At 69.1% G+C, this 15,905-nt stretch carries 12 protein-coding genes and 1 pseudogene; 6 read left to right on the forward strand and 7 right to left on the reverse strand.

The genetic code is table 11. From position 1 onward, the window contains the following. Together H5J33_RS07030 and H5J33_RS07035 are read left to right on the forward strand one after the other, a co-directional pair. On the forward strand, positions 1-1,406 hold a 1,406-nt coding region (locus H5J33_RS07030), incomplete at its 5' end, for a PfaD family polyunsaturated fatty acid/polyketide biosynthesis protein (protein WP_181794012.1). 294 nt (positions 1,407-1,700) lie between these two features. Then, positions 1,701-2,225, forward strand: a complete 525-nt coding sequence (locus tag H5J33_RS07035) for a hypothetical protein (protein WP_181794013.1) — start codon at positions 1,701-1,703, stop codon at positions 2,223-2,225. A 485-nt stretch (positions 2,226-2,710) separates the two neighbouring features. Here H5J33_RS07035 and H5J33_RS07040 read toward each other — a convergent pair whose 3' ends face one another. Then, complete coding sequence (locus H5J33_RS07040; RefSeq protein WP_181794014.1) at positions 2,711-2,980, reverse strand: hypothetical protein; 270 nt, start codon at positions 2,978-2,980, stop codon at positions 2,711-2,713. A gap of 701 nt (positions 2,981-3,681) precedes the next feature. After that, entirely contained in the window at positions 3,682-3,993 is a 312-nt protein-coding gene (locus H5J33_RS07045; RefSeq protein ID WP_181794015.1) for a hypothetical protein, read from the reverse strand. A 52-nt stretch (positions 3,994-4,045) separates the two neighbouring features. Between H5J33_RS07045 and H5J33_RS07050 the strand changes: the two are divergent. After that, a pseudogene (locus H5J33_RS07050) lies at positions 4,046-5,338 on the forward strand (IS256 family transposase). An 80-nt stretch (positions 5,339-5,418) separates the two neighbouring features. Next, positions 5,419-5,649, forward strand: a complete 231-nt coding sequence (locus H5J33_RS07055; RefSeq protein WP_181794023.1) for a hypothetical protein — start codon at positions 5,419-5,421, stop codon at positions 5,647-5,649. A 287-nt stretch (positions 5,650-5,936) separates the two neighbouring features. Here the strand turns inward: H5J33_RS07055 and H5J33_RS07060 are convergent, their stop codons facing one another. After that, positions 5,937-6,416, reverse strand: coding sequence for an ATP-binding protein (locus H5J33_RS07060; RefSeq protein ID WP_181794016.1), 480 nt, complete (start codon positions 6,414-6,416; stop codon positions 5,937-5,939). A 141-nt stretch (positions 6,417-6,557) separates the two neighbouring features. On the opposite strand from H5J33_RS07060, the gene H5J33_RS07065 reads away from it, so the two are divergent. Both H5J33_RS07065 and H5J33_RS07070 read left to right on the forward strand, forming a co-directional pair. Then, the gene (locus H5J33_RS07065) at positions 6,558-6,974 is read left to right on the forward strand and encodes an STAS domain-containing protein (RefSeq protein ID WP_181794017.1); all 417 of its coding nucleotides are present in this window, start codon (positions 6,558-6,560) and stop codon (positions 6,972-6,974) included. Between the two features lie 717 nt (positions 6,975-7,691). Further along, on the forward strand, positions 7,692-8,561 hold the full coding sequence (locus tag H5J33_RS07070; protein WP_181794018.1) for a hypothetical protein: 870 nt from the start codon (positions 7,692-7,694) through the stop codon (positions 8,559-8,561). Positions 8,562-9,596: 1,035 nt separating this feature from the next. Here H5J33_RS07070 and H5J33_RS07075 read toward each other — a convergent pair. From H5J33_RS07075 to H5J33_RS07090, 4 genes are all read right to left on the reverse strand, one after another. Continuing rightward, a complete protein-coding gene (locus H5J33_RS07075) occupies positions 9,597-11,576 on the reverse strand; it encodes a hypothetical protein (RefSeq protein ID WP_181794019.1) in 1,980 nt (659 codons plus the stop codon). A gap of 981 nt (positions 11,577-12,557) precedes the next feature. Beyond that, the gene (locus tag H5J33_RS07080; protein ID WP_181794020.1) at positions 12,558-12,830 is read right to left on the reverse strand and encodes a transposase; all 273 of its coding nucleotides are present in this window, start codon (positions 12,828-12,830) and stop codon (positions 12,558-12,560) included. A 1,277-nt stretch (positions 12,831-14,107) separates the two neighbouring features. After that, positions 14,108-14,842 (reverse strand): dienelactone hydrolase family protein, encoded by a 735-nt coding sequence (locus H5J33_RS07085; protein WP_181794021.1) that lies wholly within the window; start codon positions 14,840-14,842, stop codon positions 14,108-14,110. A 314-nt stretch (positions 14,843-15,156) separates the two neighbouring features. Further along, entirely contained in the window at positions 15,157-15,852 is a 696-nt protein-coding gene (locus tag H5J33_RS07090) for a response regulator transcription factor (RefSeq protein WP_181794022.1), read from the reverse strand. Positions 15,853-15,905 lie beyond the last annotated feature (53 nt).

The following is a 15,905-nucleotide window of genomic DNA, read 5'->3' on the forward strand; positions in this document are numbered from 1 at the left end:
ACCTGGCCGGTGCCATGGCCGTCGGCATCGCGTCCGTCGATCTCGTCCGCGCCCTGTCCCGCGCCGGCTACCTCGCCTCCTTCGGCGCAGCGGGCCTGACGCCCGGCCGGCTCGACGACGCCTTGGCCGAGCTGCGACGGCGCCTCGGTGACGGGCCATACGCCTGCAACCTCATCCACAGTCCCACCGCGCCCCAGATGGAGCGGCACTGTGTCGACCTCTGCCTGCGCCACGGTGTGCGCTGCGTGGAGGCCTCCGCCTTCGTACAGCTCACACCGGACCTCCTGCGCTACCGGCTCAGCGGCCTGCGTCAGGATCCGGACGGGACGGTGGTCGCCGCGCACCGCCTGATCGCCAAGGTGTCCCGCCCCGAGGTCGCCCGGCTCTTCCTGCGCGCCGCGCCTGCGGCGATGGTGGCCGAGCTGGCCCGAGCCGGGCACATCGACGCGGAACAGGCCGCTCTGGCACACCGGGTACCGGTCGCCGACGACATCACCGTGGAAGCGGACTCCGGTGGTCACACCGACCGCAGACCGCTGATGGTGATCCTGCCGCTGGTCGCGGCGTTGCGGGACGACCTCACGATGCCGGGCCGCCCGCCGGTGCGGATCGGAGCCGCCGGTGGCCTCGGCACCCCGTTCGCCATCGCCGCGGCCTTCGCGGCGGGCGCGGACTACGTGGTGACCGGCTCGGTCAACCAGGCCTGCGTGGAGGCGGGAACCTCCACCGAGGTCAAACTGCTGCTGGCCGAGGCCGGACCCACCGACGTGGCCATGGCCCCGGCCGCTGACCTGTTCGAGCAAGGCGGAGCGGTCCAGGTCCTCACCCGAGGCACCCGATTCGCCCAGCACGCCGGGTACCTGTACCGCCTCTACCGCGACCACGACGGCCTCGACGCGCTGCCCGCCCACCACGTGCACCGCCTGGAAGCGACCGTCCTGGGCCAGCCGATCACCGAGGTGTGGAAGGAGACCGCCGCGTATCTGCGCGCCCGGGCCCCGCAGGAACTCAGCCGCGCGGACGGCGACCCCAAACACCGGATGGCGCTGCTGTTCCGCTGGTACCTGGCCACGACCTCGCGCCGCGCCGTCCGGGGTGAGACGCAACACGCCGCACACTGGCAGATCTGGTGCGGCCCCGCCATGGGTGCCTTCAACGCCTGGACCGCCGGCACGGCGCTGAGCCGCCCGGAACACCGCCACGCGGCCACGGTCGCCACCAGCCTGCTGCACGGCGCTGCCTTCCTCACCCGGATCCACACCCTGCGCGCGAACGGCGTCACCCTGCCCGCCGAGGCCACCCGCTGCCGCCCCCAACCAGCACCGCCCGCAGCCGCCCGGATCCCGACACCGGTCGTACGCTCCACCCCACGACTCTCCCGGCACGGGCCGGACCGGACCACGTAGTCCGTGTCTACGGGACTACCTTCTTCAGCCGGGGCACCCGGGTGAGACGGCGGGTGTGGTAGGCGGAGGCGACCGCGCCGCCGCGCGAGCGGCAGGGCGAGCCGGGCTGGGCGTCACACTTCGGACCAAGCTCTGCGAGCCGGTACTGAGGTCCGGAGCTGGTACGGAGGTTTTCAGGATCACTCGGGCAGGGGTATATCGCTGCGCGGCATCGGCTCATGGCAGGGACACTCGGGGTGACAGCGCATCACTTAGGCCCTTTCTTCGAATCGCTGAAGCGGTAAGTTCCGCTCTATGACCCCGAAAGGCAGGAAACCGATGGGTAGGCTCCGTAAGCACCTAGCTGCTGCCCTGGTTCTGACAGTGTCTCTCTCTTCGGCTGTCACTGCCGAGGCTGCTACGTCCGGCGAGATCAAATCAGTCGGTGACTGGTGTCTCGCCAACGAGCTGGGCACCAGCAAGATCGTCAGCAAGAAGTGCGACTCTGCTGACAAGGGGCAGCACTGGGAGCATGTCGACTACGACACGTACCGGAAAACAGGAATGTGGCGCTTGGTGGCGGCACCGGAGTGGTGTCTTGCGAACGTGCTGGGCACCGAAAAGATCGAGACCAAGAGGTGCAGCCAAGGCGACCGTGGACAGCAGTGGTACGGCCTCTCGGAGCGCACCTGGAGCCTCCTGTATCTGCTCCATGCCGATGAGTGGTGTCTCGCCAACAATTTGGGTACCACTAAGATCCTGAATAAGAGGTGTAACTACATCGATAGTTCACAGCACTGGCAAAAGTACAACGGTGACATGATTAGCCTCGCCGTTTGACCGTGGCTGCCTTGCGGCTCCCCGCCGGATTCGGTCACGTCAGGCAGCCTTGAAGTGCCGAACGGGGACTCAGGGCGGCGCCGCTGCCTCCGGAGTCGACCGCCATGCTGTCCTCCGTGGCGGTCAGGTTGTCCACCAGGGCCGTCGCGCCCTGAGCCGCACGGACGCGGCCGGACCGCGCGGGGGCGTGGCGGTGGGGCGTGACGGCACCGCGGGATGCGGGCGTGTTCTATGGGCGTCATTGCAGTCTGGCGCAGGCTGACGACATGCTCGCCCGGGCTGTGACCCGGGCGAGCCGGACCGCCCGGAACCGGCCTGGCCTGTAGTCCGGCAGGGCTGCGGCCACCGTTGCCCTGGAGGAAGGAGCGGACTGGCCACCCCGCGCGTGGTGGGCCGCGTTCAGGAAGCGCTGGTGGCGGATGCAGGGGGTGGGTGAGGGCAGGGGGTCCGTGGCGGTGTCTGGAGCACCGGATGGTGTGCGAGCTTCAGTTCTGCGCGGTGAGGCATGCCTCTAGCGCGACGGGAGCGTCCACCTGCTGGTCCAGGAGTTCCTGGACGCACTCGTCTGTGTCGAGGCTGTCGTCAGCGGTCGCCCGACAGATGTCGGCAAGGTCGGGGTTGGTGTATCCGTTGCGGGTGAGGACCCCGGTGCAGCCGTCGGCATCGGCGTGGGCCGCGGGAGCCACGAAGAGCACTCCCGCGAGGGTGAGAGCGACCGTGCAGGCTGCGGTGGCCGTCTTCTTGATCACAGTCATGCGCTGCCTCCTTGTACAGACCCCTGCCGTGTTCGTGGCCGGGGTGGCAGGAAGGTGATGCCGCAAGCGACGGGTGGTCATGCGGGAGTTCACCTGGTCGTGTCAGCGCACCCCGGCGCACACGGCCCGACGGGCGTGCCCGGATTTTCCCCGCCTTCCGCGGATGACGGCGCAGCTGTCGCCGACATGCAGAGCACGGCCCCAGACGAGCTCGGCCCCGTCACCGCTGTCATCCGCTCGACCGGTGTCCGTCACGACGGCGCTCACCATCTCGTCACCCGCGGGCTGACCCGCGACCTGCGGCCGGCGCTGCGCAACCCTGCCCATGACCCAGCCATGCGTCGTCCCCACGCCCGCCGCGGGCGTGCGCGATCGCGCACCGCAGGTGCAGCGCTCCGCGCAGCGACACCGTCTCCTGCCGGGCGCGCCGGCCGACGGTGTCCCGCCAGGCGGCATCGGCGACCGCGACGACCTCCCGCAAGGACGCCTGTGCAGCAGCGCGCCGCACCGGTCGCAGGCCACGGACGGCATGACCACGGGATCCTCAAGCTGGGTAGCCGCGCCGGCCGCCACCCACGCCGGATCGGGGTAGCCCAACTGGTTCAGGCACATCCGGGCCGTGCGGGCGGCGTTCGCCATCAGCCGTAGCGCTTCCTCGCGGCCCTCCCCGTCCACCAGGAGCGCGGTGTTCAGGTCCTCGATCAGCGGCGGAGCAGCGTGACGCCCCTGGGCAGGTGCGCGGCCTGCCGTGCGGTGTTGGCCGTGGCAGAGCGCTGCCTCATCGCGGCGAGGTCGGCCGTCGGCGGGCCCTGCGGATCCATCCCCGGGTGTCCGAACAGGGTCAGACCCGCACGACGCAGCCCGGTACGCAGGGCCGGGACCTGGGCGTGCGCGAGACTCCCGCCGGCACGCTGCAACCGGTACGGCTGCCCCAGCAGCCACACCACGTGCACATCGCGCCGCTCAGCGATCGCGGTGATACAGCCGACCCTCGTCGGTGGTGCCACGCTCACAAGGGGGACTGTAGATCGTTCGGTGTAACTCCCGATCATGGAAGACGCGTCGATGGCCAGTGAGTACGTGGCCGAGCACGAGGCCGGCGAGTCGTCAGCGGCTGTGTCGGCCAAGGCCGTGGACGACCAGCTGACCGACGAGCTGGTGAGCCGGGCCCAGGCGGAGGGCTTGCGGCTGACCGGCGAGGGGGGGACTGCTGCGGCAGCTGACCAAGCGGCTCCTGGAGTCCGCTCTCGAAGGCGAGATCACCGACCACCTCGGCTATGACAAGTACGATCCGGCGGGCAAGGACGGTGGCGACTCCCGCAACGGCAAACGCTCCAGGACCGTACTGACGGAGGTCGGGCCGGTGGAGATAGCCGTGCCCTGCGGCCGGGACGGCTCCTTCGAGCCGAGGATCGTCAAGAAGCGGCAGAAGCGCCTGACCGGCGTCGACGAGATGGTGATCTCGCTGGCCGCGAAGGGCCTGACCACCGGTGAGGTCCAAGCCCACCTTGCGGAGGTCTATGGCGCCGAGGTCTCCCGGCAGACCATCTCCACCATGACCGACAAGGTCCTCGAGGGCATGGCCGAATGGCAAAGCCGCCCTCTGGACTCCGTCTATCCGGTAGTTTTCACCGACGCCATCCACGTGAAGATCCGCGACGGCGCCGTCGCCAACCGGCCCGTCTACGTGGCCCTGGCCGTCACCACCGAAGGCGGGCGCGAGATTCTGGGCCTGTGGGGCGGCGGCGGTGAAGGCGCCAAGCACTGGCTGCACATCCTCACCGAGATCAAGAACCGCGGCGTGAGCGACGTGCTCATGCTCGTCTGCGACGGCCTCACAGGCTTGCCCGAGGCAGTAGAGACGGTCTGGCCGAGGACCATCGTGCAGACCTGCGTGGTCCACCTGCCGCGGAACTCCTTCCGCTATGCCGCCCGCCAGAACTGGGTCAAGATCGCCAGGCTCCTCAAGCCCGTCTACACCGCGCCGACCGAGGAGGCCGCACTGGAGCGGTTCGCCGAGTTCACCGACGCGTGGGGCAGAACGTATCCGGCGATCGTGAAACTCCGCGAGAACGCGTGGGAGGAGTTCACGCCGTTCCTGCGGTTCGACACCGAGATCCGCCGCATCGTCCGCACCACCAACGCGATCGAGTCGGTCAACGCGCGGACCCGGCGAGCGGTCAAGGCCCGCGGACACTTCCCGAACCAGCAGGCCGCCCTGAAGTGCGTCTACATGGCCATCATGCCGCTCGATCCCACCGGCAAAGGACAGGCGCCCGCTGGACCATGCGCTGGAAGACCGCGCTGAACGCCTTCGACATCACCTTCGACAGCCGACTCTCAGCAGCCCGCCAGTAACCCAACCACCCTGCCTACACCGTTCGTTCGACAGACCCGCGAAAGGGCCCCTGCCGAAGCAGGGGCCCACAGCCGAGCTGGTGCCGCTACGCGGCCTGCGCCTTCTCGTACGCTTCCCGTTCGTGACGGCGTTCGCGGTGCGCCGGTTCGTCGACCGCGGCCTCCTGGCCGACCTGACCGCGAACCCGGACGGGACGCTGCACCACCCCGGCCAGGCCGACCAGGTCTGCCGCCGCGAGGACCTGGCGGAGCTGGTCCCCGCCGACACCCCGCTCGGGCCAGCCGGGATGTCGGTCCCCACGCGCTGGTGAAGCAGGCCGCTACGGCCTGACCCTGGCCGCTGACAGGGTGCGCGATACCGATGCGGGCGGGGTGGGGCAGCTGTCCTGGTCGATGAGGGTAATCAGATGGGCGGCGGTCTGCCGGTTGCGCCATCCCACGCGCTGGCACTGCACCCGGCCCCGACCCCTGCCCCGCCGGCATTCCCCGCCTGACGACGGCACGCGCACAGACCCCGGCCCTACGCGTAACGGCCCGAGCGCGTCCCGGCCTCCGGCCGCGGCCGCGCCGTCCATCGCGCCTCTCTCCATCCGGGGGGCTACGGGACATTGCGGCCGGCGATGTTTCCGTCCGGGTCGTCGGCCAGTGCGATCAGGACGGTGACGCGTTTGCCGACCGGTTCGCGGTGTACCTCGTAGCTCTGGCTGACGGCGAGGGTGATTTCCAGGCCGTGCCGTCCCACGCGCCGGGGGTCGGTGGCAGCGACGTCGGGCAGTGCCGGGTCACTGTCCCACACTGATATCCGTACCGCGCCGCCGGTGATCTGCAAGTCGAGGGCGACCGGACCGGGCGCGTACTTCACCGCGTTGGTGACCAGTTCGCTGACCACCAGCTGTGTCATGCCCAGCGCCCGCTCCGACACGGGCAGGCCATGGGCCGCCTGCACATCGGTGAGGAAGCGGGTGGCCAGGTGCCGGGCCTCGCCGATGCAGGAGATGTCGCCGTCGTAGGCGGCAGACACCGACAGCACCTGACTGACTTGTTCTTTTTGTCCCTCGTCCCCCGCGGCCTGTTCCATGCCCGCCCGCCCCATATGATCGTCACACGTGATTCACGCTGTGTGCGCGAAGCATCCCACAGCCGGCTGCCCATTGCCCCGCCTCCCGGGCTTCATCCCCGCCCGGGGGACGGTTGACGTCAGGCTGCACCATGCGCTTGCGTGGAGGGCAGAACCTGCCCGTCGGCGGGCTTCCATCCCAACAAGCGGGAGACGGACAGCATGAACCAGGCTCAGTTGACCGCCTCCCGGCGCACCACCGCCAACGGCGTGCACATCGTCGCCCTGGCCGGGGAGATCGACCACACCACGACCGGCATCCTGCGTCAGGCTCTCATCCCAAAAGACGGCAGGGCCCGGTGCACTGTCATCGACTTCCACAAGGTCACCTTCATGGACTCCAGTGGCATCAGTGCCCTCGTCGCCGCCAACAATGCCGCCCGGGCCCGCGGCGGGTGGCTGCGCCTGGCTCGCACCCCGAAGCCCATAACGGACCTGTTGCACATCGTCTGCCTCGATGACGTCATCCCGCTGCACCCCACCCTCGACGAAGCCCTCGAGGCGGAGCACGCCGCCTGAAGCCACGGCCTGCTAAAGCCACAACGCACCCAGCCAGGGCACCACCGGCCGGATCCGCCGGCGCAAGGACCATACCGACCGTCACCGTCGGCACCCCTCCCAGCCCTGAGCACACCCTCACCCGGCTCAGGGCGCGCAGGATCGAGTCCAACCACATGATCCAGCCCGACCGGACCCGCTCGGTGAACCGCGTCCCGCAGCCGGCGCAGGCAGGCCGGCGGGCCTCGCGCTGGACGGCTTCCCGTGCGTCTTCGGCGGCCTTCTTCGCGTCGAGCTCCTGCGCCGCGCGCCGTACCTGCGCCTGGAACTCCGCACGAGTGTGGCACAGGGCCGGCCCTGACCACCGGCCGCTGACGGCACGACCTGCCAAGGTCCCCACGCGAGGCCTGGGGGAACACCTGGTCAGTCGTCGAGCCCGCTTCAACCGACCACCGATCATGTCGCCTTCGTCCTTCTGCCAGTGCTGCGAGGTCGGCAGCCTGCCGACGGGCAACGCGCGCTGGCAGGCTGCCGAATTCCCCGATCGGACTGGACGTGCGCGGCGCGAACAATTGAGGCTTTGCGCGGTTGTGCGCCTCGCATAGCCATTTGGGCGACTTTCGCCTGACGGTGGGCGGGCACCTCCTGTTGTGGCGGAGAGACCGTTCCGGACGGTGGCGCACTACTGGACAGGCCTCTCCGTGAGTCCACCACCGACCCGCCCCGTGGGAGGCAACCATGCCCACAGCACAACCGAAATGCCCCGCGCGCTGGCGCGGAACACTCACACACGAAAGGACTGTTGGGCAGCGTCCCCTGCCACGGCGCGCCAGGCTGGCCGCGTCCGCTGCGCTCGCCGCCGTTCTGACCCTGTCCCCGGGCACCGCGCGAGCCGATGACCCCGGGTCGATCCCCGCCGACAATCCCCAGCACTTCATCAACTTCGACTTCGCCGTCCCGGGGAACTTCAGCACCTACACCTACACGGTCAAGGTCGGCACCCCCCTGACCACCGACTACATCTACTACGCGCACTACATGTACGCGAAGAAGAACGGCGAAGGCTTCTACTCGGGCATCCAGCCGCATCCCAACGGCAAGGCAGGCGTCAGATTCTCCTTCTTCGGCGCCGGCGCCACCCGGCTTCATTCCAACTGCCACGACGGCGCGGACTACGAAGACGGTGTCACCTGCGGCATCGACAATCTGAGGTACGTGAAGGGCAGGAAGTACACCATCACCGCCATCAGGACGAACACCGCCTCTGGGCCGGTCTACACCGGCACGATCAAAGATCTCGCGACGAGGAAGGTACGCACGATCGGAGCCTGGCGCCTCCCGAAGAACTTCGCCGGCTTCAAGAACTCGGCCAACGCGTTCATCGAGAAGTTCGACGGCATCCGCACCTGCGCGGACATCCCCTCGGTGACCGTCTCCTACACCGGAGTGAAAGCCGACGGACAGCCACTGAAGTTCAGGGCGTACCGGCACAAAGCCACGAAGGAGCCGGGCGAGGACATCTACACCTGCGCCAACATGCCGGACTACACGGTCACCACCCCAGCCCCCGGGAGCTACACCGTCCGCTCACACCTCGCCCGCCACTGACCTGCCGGGCAGCCGCTCCTTCCCGGCACCGGTGACCGTCGGCCTGACGAGCGGCTGCGTGTACGCCGCACAACCGACGCGGGCCGGGCGCTGTCACGGCCGGGCCGGCACGGTCCGGCCGTGACAGCGCCGGACTGCGTCATGGCCGGGTCTGGCCGGCTGCGCCGGGTCACGGGCCGGCGGCTGTGCTCTTGGTCGATGTGTCCGGCTCGTGCAGGGGAACGGCTGCCAGGCGGAGACTCACACGGGTGATCTGGGGTCCGCAGTGCGGCAGCGTCTCGGTGTCGGACTGGGAGAGGAACCGGATGACGGTGTCGTCCTCCCGGGCGGTGAACCGCCGGGACCGGGTGTGTCGCCGCAGTGGTGGAAGCGGCAGGTCACCCCGGGGCCGGGAGAGCGCGGCTCGCCGGGGCGCGGGTCGTACAGGACCCGGCCGCCGGGGCCGAACTGTCCCAGCTCGGTGGCCAGCACGATCCCGGTACCGACGTCGTCGGGCGTCCAGCCGGTGCGCCCCACCGCCTGCCACCGCTCGTCCGTGAAGCCGCCCCGCACTCGGTGCAGCGGGGACGACGGGCGTAGCTCATGAAGTGCATCCACTCTGCCCGATCGGGAAGCGGCTCCGGTCGCTCCTGCCGGACTTCGGCCTCGTGGACGGCGGCGACAGCCGCGTGCTTGCAGCCGTCGCACAGGTGCGGGTGGGAGTCCTTCGGGGCCCCCAGTCCCTTGCCTGGGCCGCCTCCCGTCCGCGGTCTGACTACGGCCGGCAGCGGACGTGCTCAAGGCGAAACGTGGTGGTGGTCGGGGCGGTAGCGGACAAGGGATCGTGGTTGGGCTCGTAGTCGGGCCGGCCCTGCTGGACAAGGGCGTCGGATTCAGCCCTTTTGGCACCGATTCTTTCCGTTTTGATCGAGAGGGAGAGTTCTCTCCCGGCGGCCGGACTCTGTCCACCGCGCCGGGCGCGCCATATGGCCGGTTCCCCTTCACCGTCCGGTGGGCCCGGTGTTCCGGGCCGGGGCCGGCGGGCGGTGAGCGCGGTTACAGGATGCCGCCGCCGCGGTGGACGACGTGGAGTTTGCCGTTGTAGGAGGCGATGGCGGGAGCCTCGACGCTGGTGGCGGTGGTGTTGAAGCCGGTGTCGGTGTGCCAGCGGTTTCCGTCGAACGTGGTCCAGTACAGCCTGGGGTCCGAGGCGGAGACGGAGGCGCGGTGCACGGAGTAGAGCCGGCCGTTGTGTACGGTCAGGGCCGGGGCGGCGGCACTGTGCTGGGTGCCCATCATGGTGCTCGCGCCGGCGGAGGGGATGGTGAACCACCGCAGCTCTTCGCCCATACCGCGGTAGACGCAGTACAGCTTGTTGTTGTAGACCGCCAGGGCCGGGCCCGCCGAGGCCCGGTGACTGCCGAGTTGGCTGTGATCACTCCAGGAGTTGCCGTCGAAGGTGCGCAGCCACAAGTGCTCGTCGTCGGCTCCGCGGTAGACGCAGTACAGTTTGTTGTTGAACGCCGCCAGCGCTGGACCGAACGCAGACCTGTACGACTGCATTCGGTTGCCACCGCTCCAGGTGGTGCCATTGAAGGTCATCTCATACAGGTGCTCGTCATCGGCTCCCCGAACGACGCAGTACAGCTTGTTGTTGAACACAGCAAGCGCCGGCTGGTAGACGCTCTTGTACGGCTGAATGCGGCTGTCTTGGCCCCACCGGGTCCCGTCGTACTCGCAGTAGTAGAGCTGATCGTTGCCGTTGCCGCCGCGGTGGACGCAGTACAGGCGGTTTTTGTAGACGGTCAGGGCGGGGCCGGCCAGGCTGTCGGCGGTGGGCAGCAGGGTGCTGGCCGTCCAGGTGCTGCCGTCGGTGGTGGTCGCGTGGCGCAGCCGCGTGCCGTTGGGCACGGATGCCTTCACATACAGGTCGAAGGTGCCTTCCTTGCTGTCGAAGCGCCAGCGGTCGGTTTCACCGGGCCGGTTGGCCAGGCTCTTGATGGCGTTGCGGCTGAAGGCGAGGACCCGTTCCTGCACGAGGTCGTCGTCGTTGCGGAAGAAGTCGATCAGCACCTGGATGAAGGTGGCGATGGCGACGGCGTAGTAGGCCAGGTCGACGGCGTTGAACTCGGGGTACTGACCGGCCGGGTACTGCTCGATGATCCGGGCGAACTCATTGAGCTGGTGAATGATGTCGTCCAGGGTGCGGCTCAGCGCGTTGTACCAGGACGATGGACTGTCGTCGGCTTCCCAGCAGGCGACATAGGCCGGGATGCCCTTGGTGGTCCGGCCGTCGAACAAAGTGGTGCCCGAGTCGAAGTACCGGACCGAGCCCTTGTTGACCGAGCCGTACTCGCGGGTGACCTGCCTCTTCGCCGCTCCTTCGGCGTTGGAGGCGCCGTAGACCCAGTAGATCTCGTCGCGGGTGGCCTCGGGGGTGTCCCGTACGCAGACGAATTTATGCAGGTCCAGGCGGATGGTGAACGGTGTCTCCGCCGCGACGGTCCCTGCGTCCGCAGGCTGCGAGGAGTGCACGACGGTGACTCCGATGCCGTAGTCCGCCATCCCCTGCGCGAACTCCGGCGTGTCCAGCGACGCACCCTCCTCCCGCCCGGCCACGTCGACGATGCTCACGTTGGGCTGGGCGAGCACATCCGCGGCCAAGGTGGGCAGATCCTTCAGCAGATCGGCCTGGCTGTATCCCTCGGCCAGACCCCGCCCGGTGAGCGTGTCCGGAAACAACTGCGGCGCGCCCTGGGCAGTCGTCTCGGCAAGGAAAACGCGACCGAACTCACGGACCTCCTCCTCGTCCAGCAGCCGGCACACCCCGTCCACCAGACGCCGTTCCAGGTCCGTCAGCTCCATCCCGGCGTCCAGCCGGGCCGCGCCGCGCAGCATCACCCCGAGCAACAGCCGGGCATTGCGGCTGGGCTCGGCCCGCTGCGCACGGCGGGCACCGGCCGGCCGGCCCTGAAGCTGCGCCCGCAACCGTTCGAGACGTTCGCTGCGGGAGACGGGGAAGGTATCGGATGCCATCGTGCCTCCGGAGTTCGGAACCGCCTGCGGACGCCGGCCGCAGGACTTGCACGAGCATCTTCCCGTCGCAACGACTCACTGTCACAGATCATTTACAGACACCACCCCAAGGTGTCCGACCACGGGTCATCCCTGGCTGACACCGGGACATCGACCGAGCCGCTTTCGGGCCACCTCGCACAAGCGATGACACTCACCGGTCACGGCCCGCTCCCCTGCCGCGGTCGGGCCGATTCGTGTGGTGTTGCTGGTCGGCGGGCTTGACCACGTCGGCCGACAGCTCGGGGTTCGGCCGGCCCCCGACGACGCGGCGACGGGCATCGGCCGTGCGGGTGAAGGCAGCGAGCCTTTCCAGGTTCTGCGGTGTGCGCATCCACTCGCCGGGCCGGCCGTACGGCCCTCCAGGTACTCCTCGGGCATCGCGGCCTCCTGGTGGGCGTGGGTGGCGGTGGTCCGCTGCGCCGGGGTGAGGGCTGCGTACCGCACCAGGCGTCGACGGCGTGCGGCGCGTCCGGCGGCTGGTCACGGTGGCGGTCTTCGGTGTGCGTGGCGGCTGACGCGGTCGCGGCCGGGGCATCGTCCCGTCCAGCGGCCGGGGTGCGTGCGGCGCGGATCGCGTTCTGCACGGCGAGGCCGGCGACCCGGGCCCGTTCGTACCGGGACGACTCGCGGGGCGGGCGGCCTGCCGTCGCCATGGGCGATCCACCAGCGATCGGACTCGGTGAAGCCGGCCGTGCAGAAGAGCTGGTCGATGACCGCGTCCCAGCGGGCGGGCTGGGCAACGGCGGACTGGCGGGAATGGCAGGACAGGGCACGGTGGGCGATGTAGTCGTCGAAGCCGCGTGTGAACTCCTGGCCGCGCAGGGTCTCCAGCAGGTGCCGGCAGGCTTCGGCCAGGACGTGGCGACGGGCGAAGTGCCGCGGACGGTGGAGACGACCGCGGCGACATCGACGGCGGCGAGTACGGCGTCCACGTGCGGATCAACTCGGGCCCGGCTGATCACGGCCCTGAGCCCGGCGGACGGACTCGCGCAGCCGGTCGTGCAGCTCGGCCACAAGTCCTGCATCCCGCCGGCGGCTGAAGAAGGCGTACACCCGTGGCCAGGGTGGGAAGTCCGCGGGCATAGCCCGCCACTTGATGCCGTTGTCGACGAGGCAGCCGATCGAGTCGATCTTCTGCCGGTGGCAGTAGCCCTCCGGCCGCCCGCCCCGGCCGGCCGGCCACGTTCCCGAACCTGTGGGCGAGACGGTCACACCCAGGAGTGGACGGACTGGACCCGGCAACCGTGGCCACGCGACACTTCGGCAACAGGGCCTCTTGCTCCTCGCTGGACTCGACATCCGCGAGCTACCAAGAGGCACTTCTTCCATGCACCGGCACCGGCACCGGCACCGGCACCGGCACCGGCACCGGCACCGGCAGACTCCCCCGAACCAGGCCCCTGTTCGAACCCCACCGACCACCCGAGCGGATAGAGAACAGGCAGTCAGCTCGACGTCTAACCTCAAGGGTCGGTCCGCGTCATCGCGGGGACTTCGCTGCATGTCCGATTGCGATGAGGCCGACACCGGCAACCAGGAGCGATGGTGAGCGCCAGTTCCAGCCGATCAGTATCAGGATCGCCCCTGCTCCCCAGCATCTGGGTTGCCGTACTCGCTGCTGAAAGCATCGACCGGGCATGCTGCCAAGCAGCAGAGCGTGCACCCCGATGACGGCCAAGACCATGGCGAGGGCGACCAGCACAAAGAACGTGAACGAATCCCTTCCCCCTGCTCCTGGCTGTCACGCCGCATCGCTATCCAACCCGACTGCCGCGGAGATCTCAGAAGCTGTTGTCTTTCCGGACGTGATCGACGCGTTTCCGCTGGTCGCGGATAGGGGTGGTGGTTCCATGGGAGTGGTGGCCTGTCGGGTCGTCGTTCCCCCGGGGGGGCGCGGATGCCGTCGGTTGTTGGACTGCTGCAAGAGCACGAACTCGCCGCTCGGCGCGGGTCGACGGGCTGCGGGAGGAGGCCGACCGCATCCAGGCCGAGCTCGTTGCGGCCGAGCTGGAATGACAGCAGCGGCAGGACCCGGACCCACTCCGCGTCCGTCATGTCCGTCGGATACCGCCGCACACGCATCGGGGTGTCGGCGGCGTTCCCGAACCGGTGAGCCAGACGGTCACACGCGAGAGGGGCCGAAGTGGACTCCGTGTCCGCGGTGGCATACGACCGCGACAACAGGGCCCCCTGGCCGACGAGTTGGAGTAGACACCCTCCGAGCTGCCAAGAGGCCCTGTTCCCATGCCCGGCACCGGCCCCAATCACCCGATCGCATGTCCTGTCGGACTGCGGCTGTCACATGGTGGGGCCGTTGACAAGCTGGGATGCCGGGCCGTGTGCGACCGCAGAGGCGTGGAGTTCTCAAGCGATCTCTACGGAAGTCTCGTTCGCGATAGAGGCGGGCCACGGCCATGGAGACGTCGGTGTGACCCGCCATGCCGTCTGTTGGTCGCGGCCGTTTCAGGCTTGGTTTCCGGGCTGGAGCCTCAAATATGGGTCAGGGTGCGGTCCAGAAGGGGAAGCAGGCGATCCCAGTGGCGCTTCAGCCCGGAGGCGCTGTAAGCGTCGGTGTCGGACATGGTGAAGCCGTGGATGGTGCCCGGGTAGATCTCGGAGGTGTAGCCGACACCTGCTGCATCCAGGGCCTGGTTGAGCTCGCCGAGGGCCTCAGGTGTCATGTCGCCTTCGGCGTGCCCGAGGTGGACCTGGGCGGTGAGCTTGGAGAAGAGGTCGGGCCCATCGACGCCCACGGGGCCGTGGAACGCGGCGACGGCCGCCACCTGGTCGGGATGGGCCGCGGCGGTGCGCATCGCGTAGAGGCCGCCTATGCAGTAGCCGGTCACCGCGACGGGTCCAGCGCCGACCTCGGGCTGAGTGGTGAGGAACCTGATGTAGGCGTCGGCGTCGCTCAGGACACGTTCGGCGGTGTGCGCCTCGATCAGGGGCATCAGCTGGGCGAAGACCGCAGGCCGGACCTCCTCTCCGATGTACTCGGGAAGCTCGACCAGCGGTGCCGGGCCGTGCCGGTAGAAGGAGTTGGGGACGAGCACGTAGTAGCCGTGCCCGGCCAGTTCGCGGGCCAGCTCTCGCAGCACGGGCCGGATGCCGAAACCGTCCGCGTACATCAGCACCCCTGGGTGCCTCTCGCTGTGGTCGGGGAAGGCGGCGAAGGCGTCGGCCTGGCCGTCCGTGGTGGGAATCCGCAGCGTCTTGGTGGGCATGAATACTCCTGTCGTTGTTGATGTGCAGAGCCTGTGATCAACACGACGGAGGCGGAGCCCGCGCAGCAGCGCAAGAGCCTCGATCGGACAGCGGGCCCAAACCGGCCCGTACGGCGCTCAGAAGAGCCCCGGGTCACCAATCCGTGTGTGGCGCAAGGCCGTCCCGGTATTCATAGCCACACAGCGTAGCCCACCGACAGGACATCGAGACTCCCCTTCGACGGACACCACTCAAGATCGGAAAGACAACAGCTTCTTGAGCCTGTTGATCAGTCGCTCGTCTTCGGTCGAGTACCCGCGCAGGTGAGGCCGGGTCAGGGTCGGCAGACCCCGTGCTCCCAGGCCCAGGCGGCGATGCCGACCCGGTTGCGCACCCCCAGCTTGCGCTGGACACTGGCGATGTGGTTCTTCACCGTCCCGGTGGCGATGAAGAGCTGCGCCGCGATCTCGGCGTTGGTGCTGCCGCCGGCCAGCAGCGTCACTATCTCCCGCTCACGGTCGGTCAGGGGGGCCGCCCCTTCGTCCGGGTCCGTCGCGGCCGGACCGGCAGTGAGTTCGCGCAGCAGCCGGACCGTGACCTGCGGACTGATCAGGGTGTCCCCGGCTGCCGCCGCGCGGACCGCCTCGATCAGCAGGGTCGGACCCGATCGTTTGAGGAGAAAGCCGGCGGCGCCGTTCCGGAGCGCGGCGTGCACGTACTCGTCCAGGTCGAACGTGGTCACCACGACCACCCGGAGCGGGACGGCCACGTTGGGGCCGGCCAGCAGGCGGGTGAGTTCGAGCCCGTTGACGCGCGGCATGCGGATGTCGGCGAGGACCACGTCCGGCCGCAACTGCCGGGCCAGCTCGACCGCGGCGCCGCCGTCCGCGGCCTCGCCGACAACCTGGATGTCCGGCTGGGCGTCGAGGACCATACGGAAGGCACTGCGGATGCTCTCCTGGTCGTCTGCGAGCAGGACGCGGATCGGGCCGGTGCTGGTCGGCGCCGTGGTCGTCGGGGCTTTGCTCATCGCGGCTGGGCCTTTCCGGGGCGGAAGGGGATGGGGAAGGAGGGGCGGCGGGT

It is taken from the genome of Streptomyces sp. WELS2, from assembly GCF_013870595.1.
Classification (GTDB): Bacteria; Actinomycetota; Actinomycetes; order Streptomycetales; family Streptomycetaceae; genus Streptomyces.

What these genes read in the sequence shown, in the direction of transcription:
- H5J33_RS07040 (WP_181794014.1), bottom strand. Translation starts at nt 2,980, where the DNA reads ATGACTGTGATCAAGAAGACGGCCACCGCAGCCTGCACGGTCGCTCTC.
- H5J33_RS07070 (WP_181794018.1), top strand. Translation starts at nt 7,692, where the DNA reads ATGCCCACAGCACAACCGAAATGCCCCGCGCGCTGGCGCGGAACACTC.
- H5J33_RS07035 (WP_181794013.1), top strand. Translation starts at nt 1,701, where the DNA reads ATGACCCCGAAAGGCAGGAAACCGATGGGTAGGCTCCGTAAGCACCTA.
- H5J33_RS07075 (WP_181794019.1), bottom strand. Translation starts at nt 11,576, where the DNA reads ATGGCATCCGATACCTTCCCCGTCTCCCGCAGCGAACGTCTCGAACGG.
- H5J33_RS07090 (WP_181794022.1), bottom strand. Translation starts at nt 15,852, where the DNA reads ATGAGCAAAGCCCCGACGACCACGGCGCCGACCAGCACCGGCCCGATC.
- H5J33_RS07085 (WP_181794021.1), bottom strand. Translation starts at nt 14,842, where the DNA reads ATGCCCACCAAGACGCTGCGGATTCCCACCACGGACGGCCAGGCCGAC.
- H5J33_RS07060 (WP_181794016.1), bottom strand. Translation starts at nt 6,416, where the DNA reads ATGGAACAGGCCGCGGGGGACGAGGGACAAAAAGAACAAGTCAGTCAG.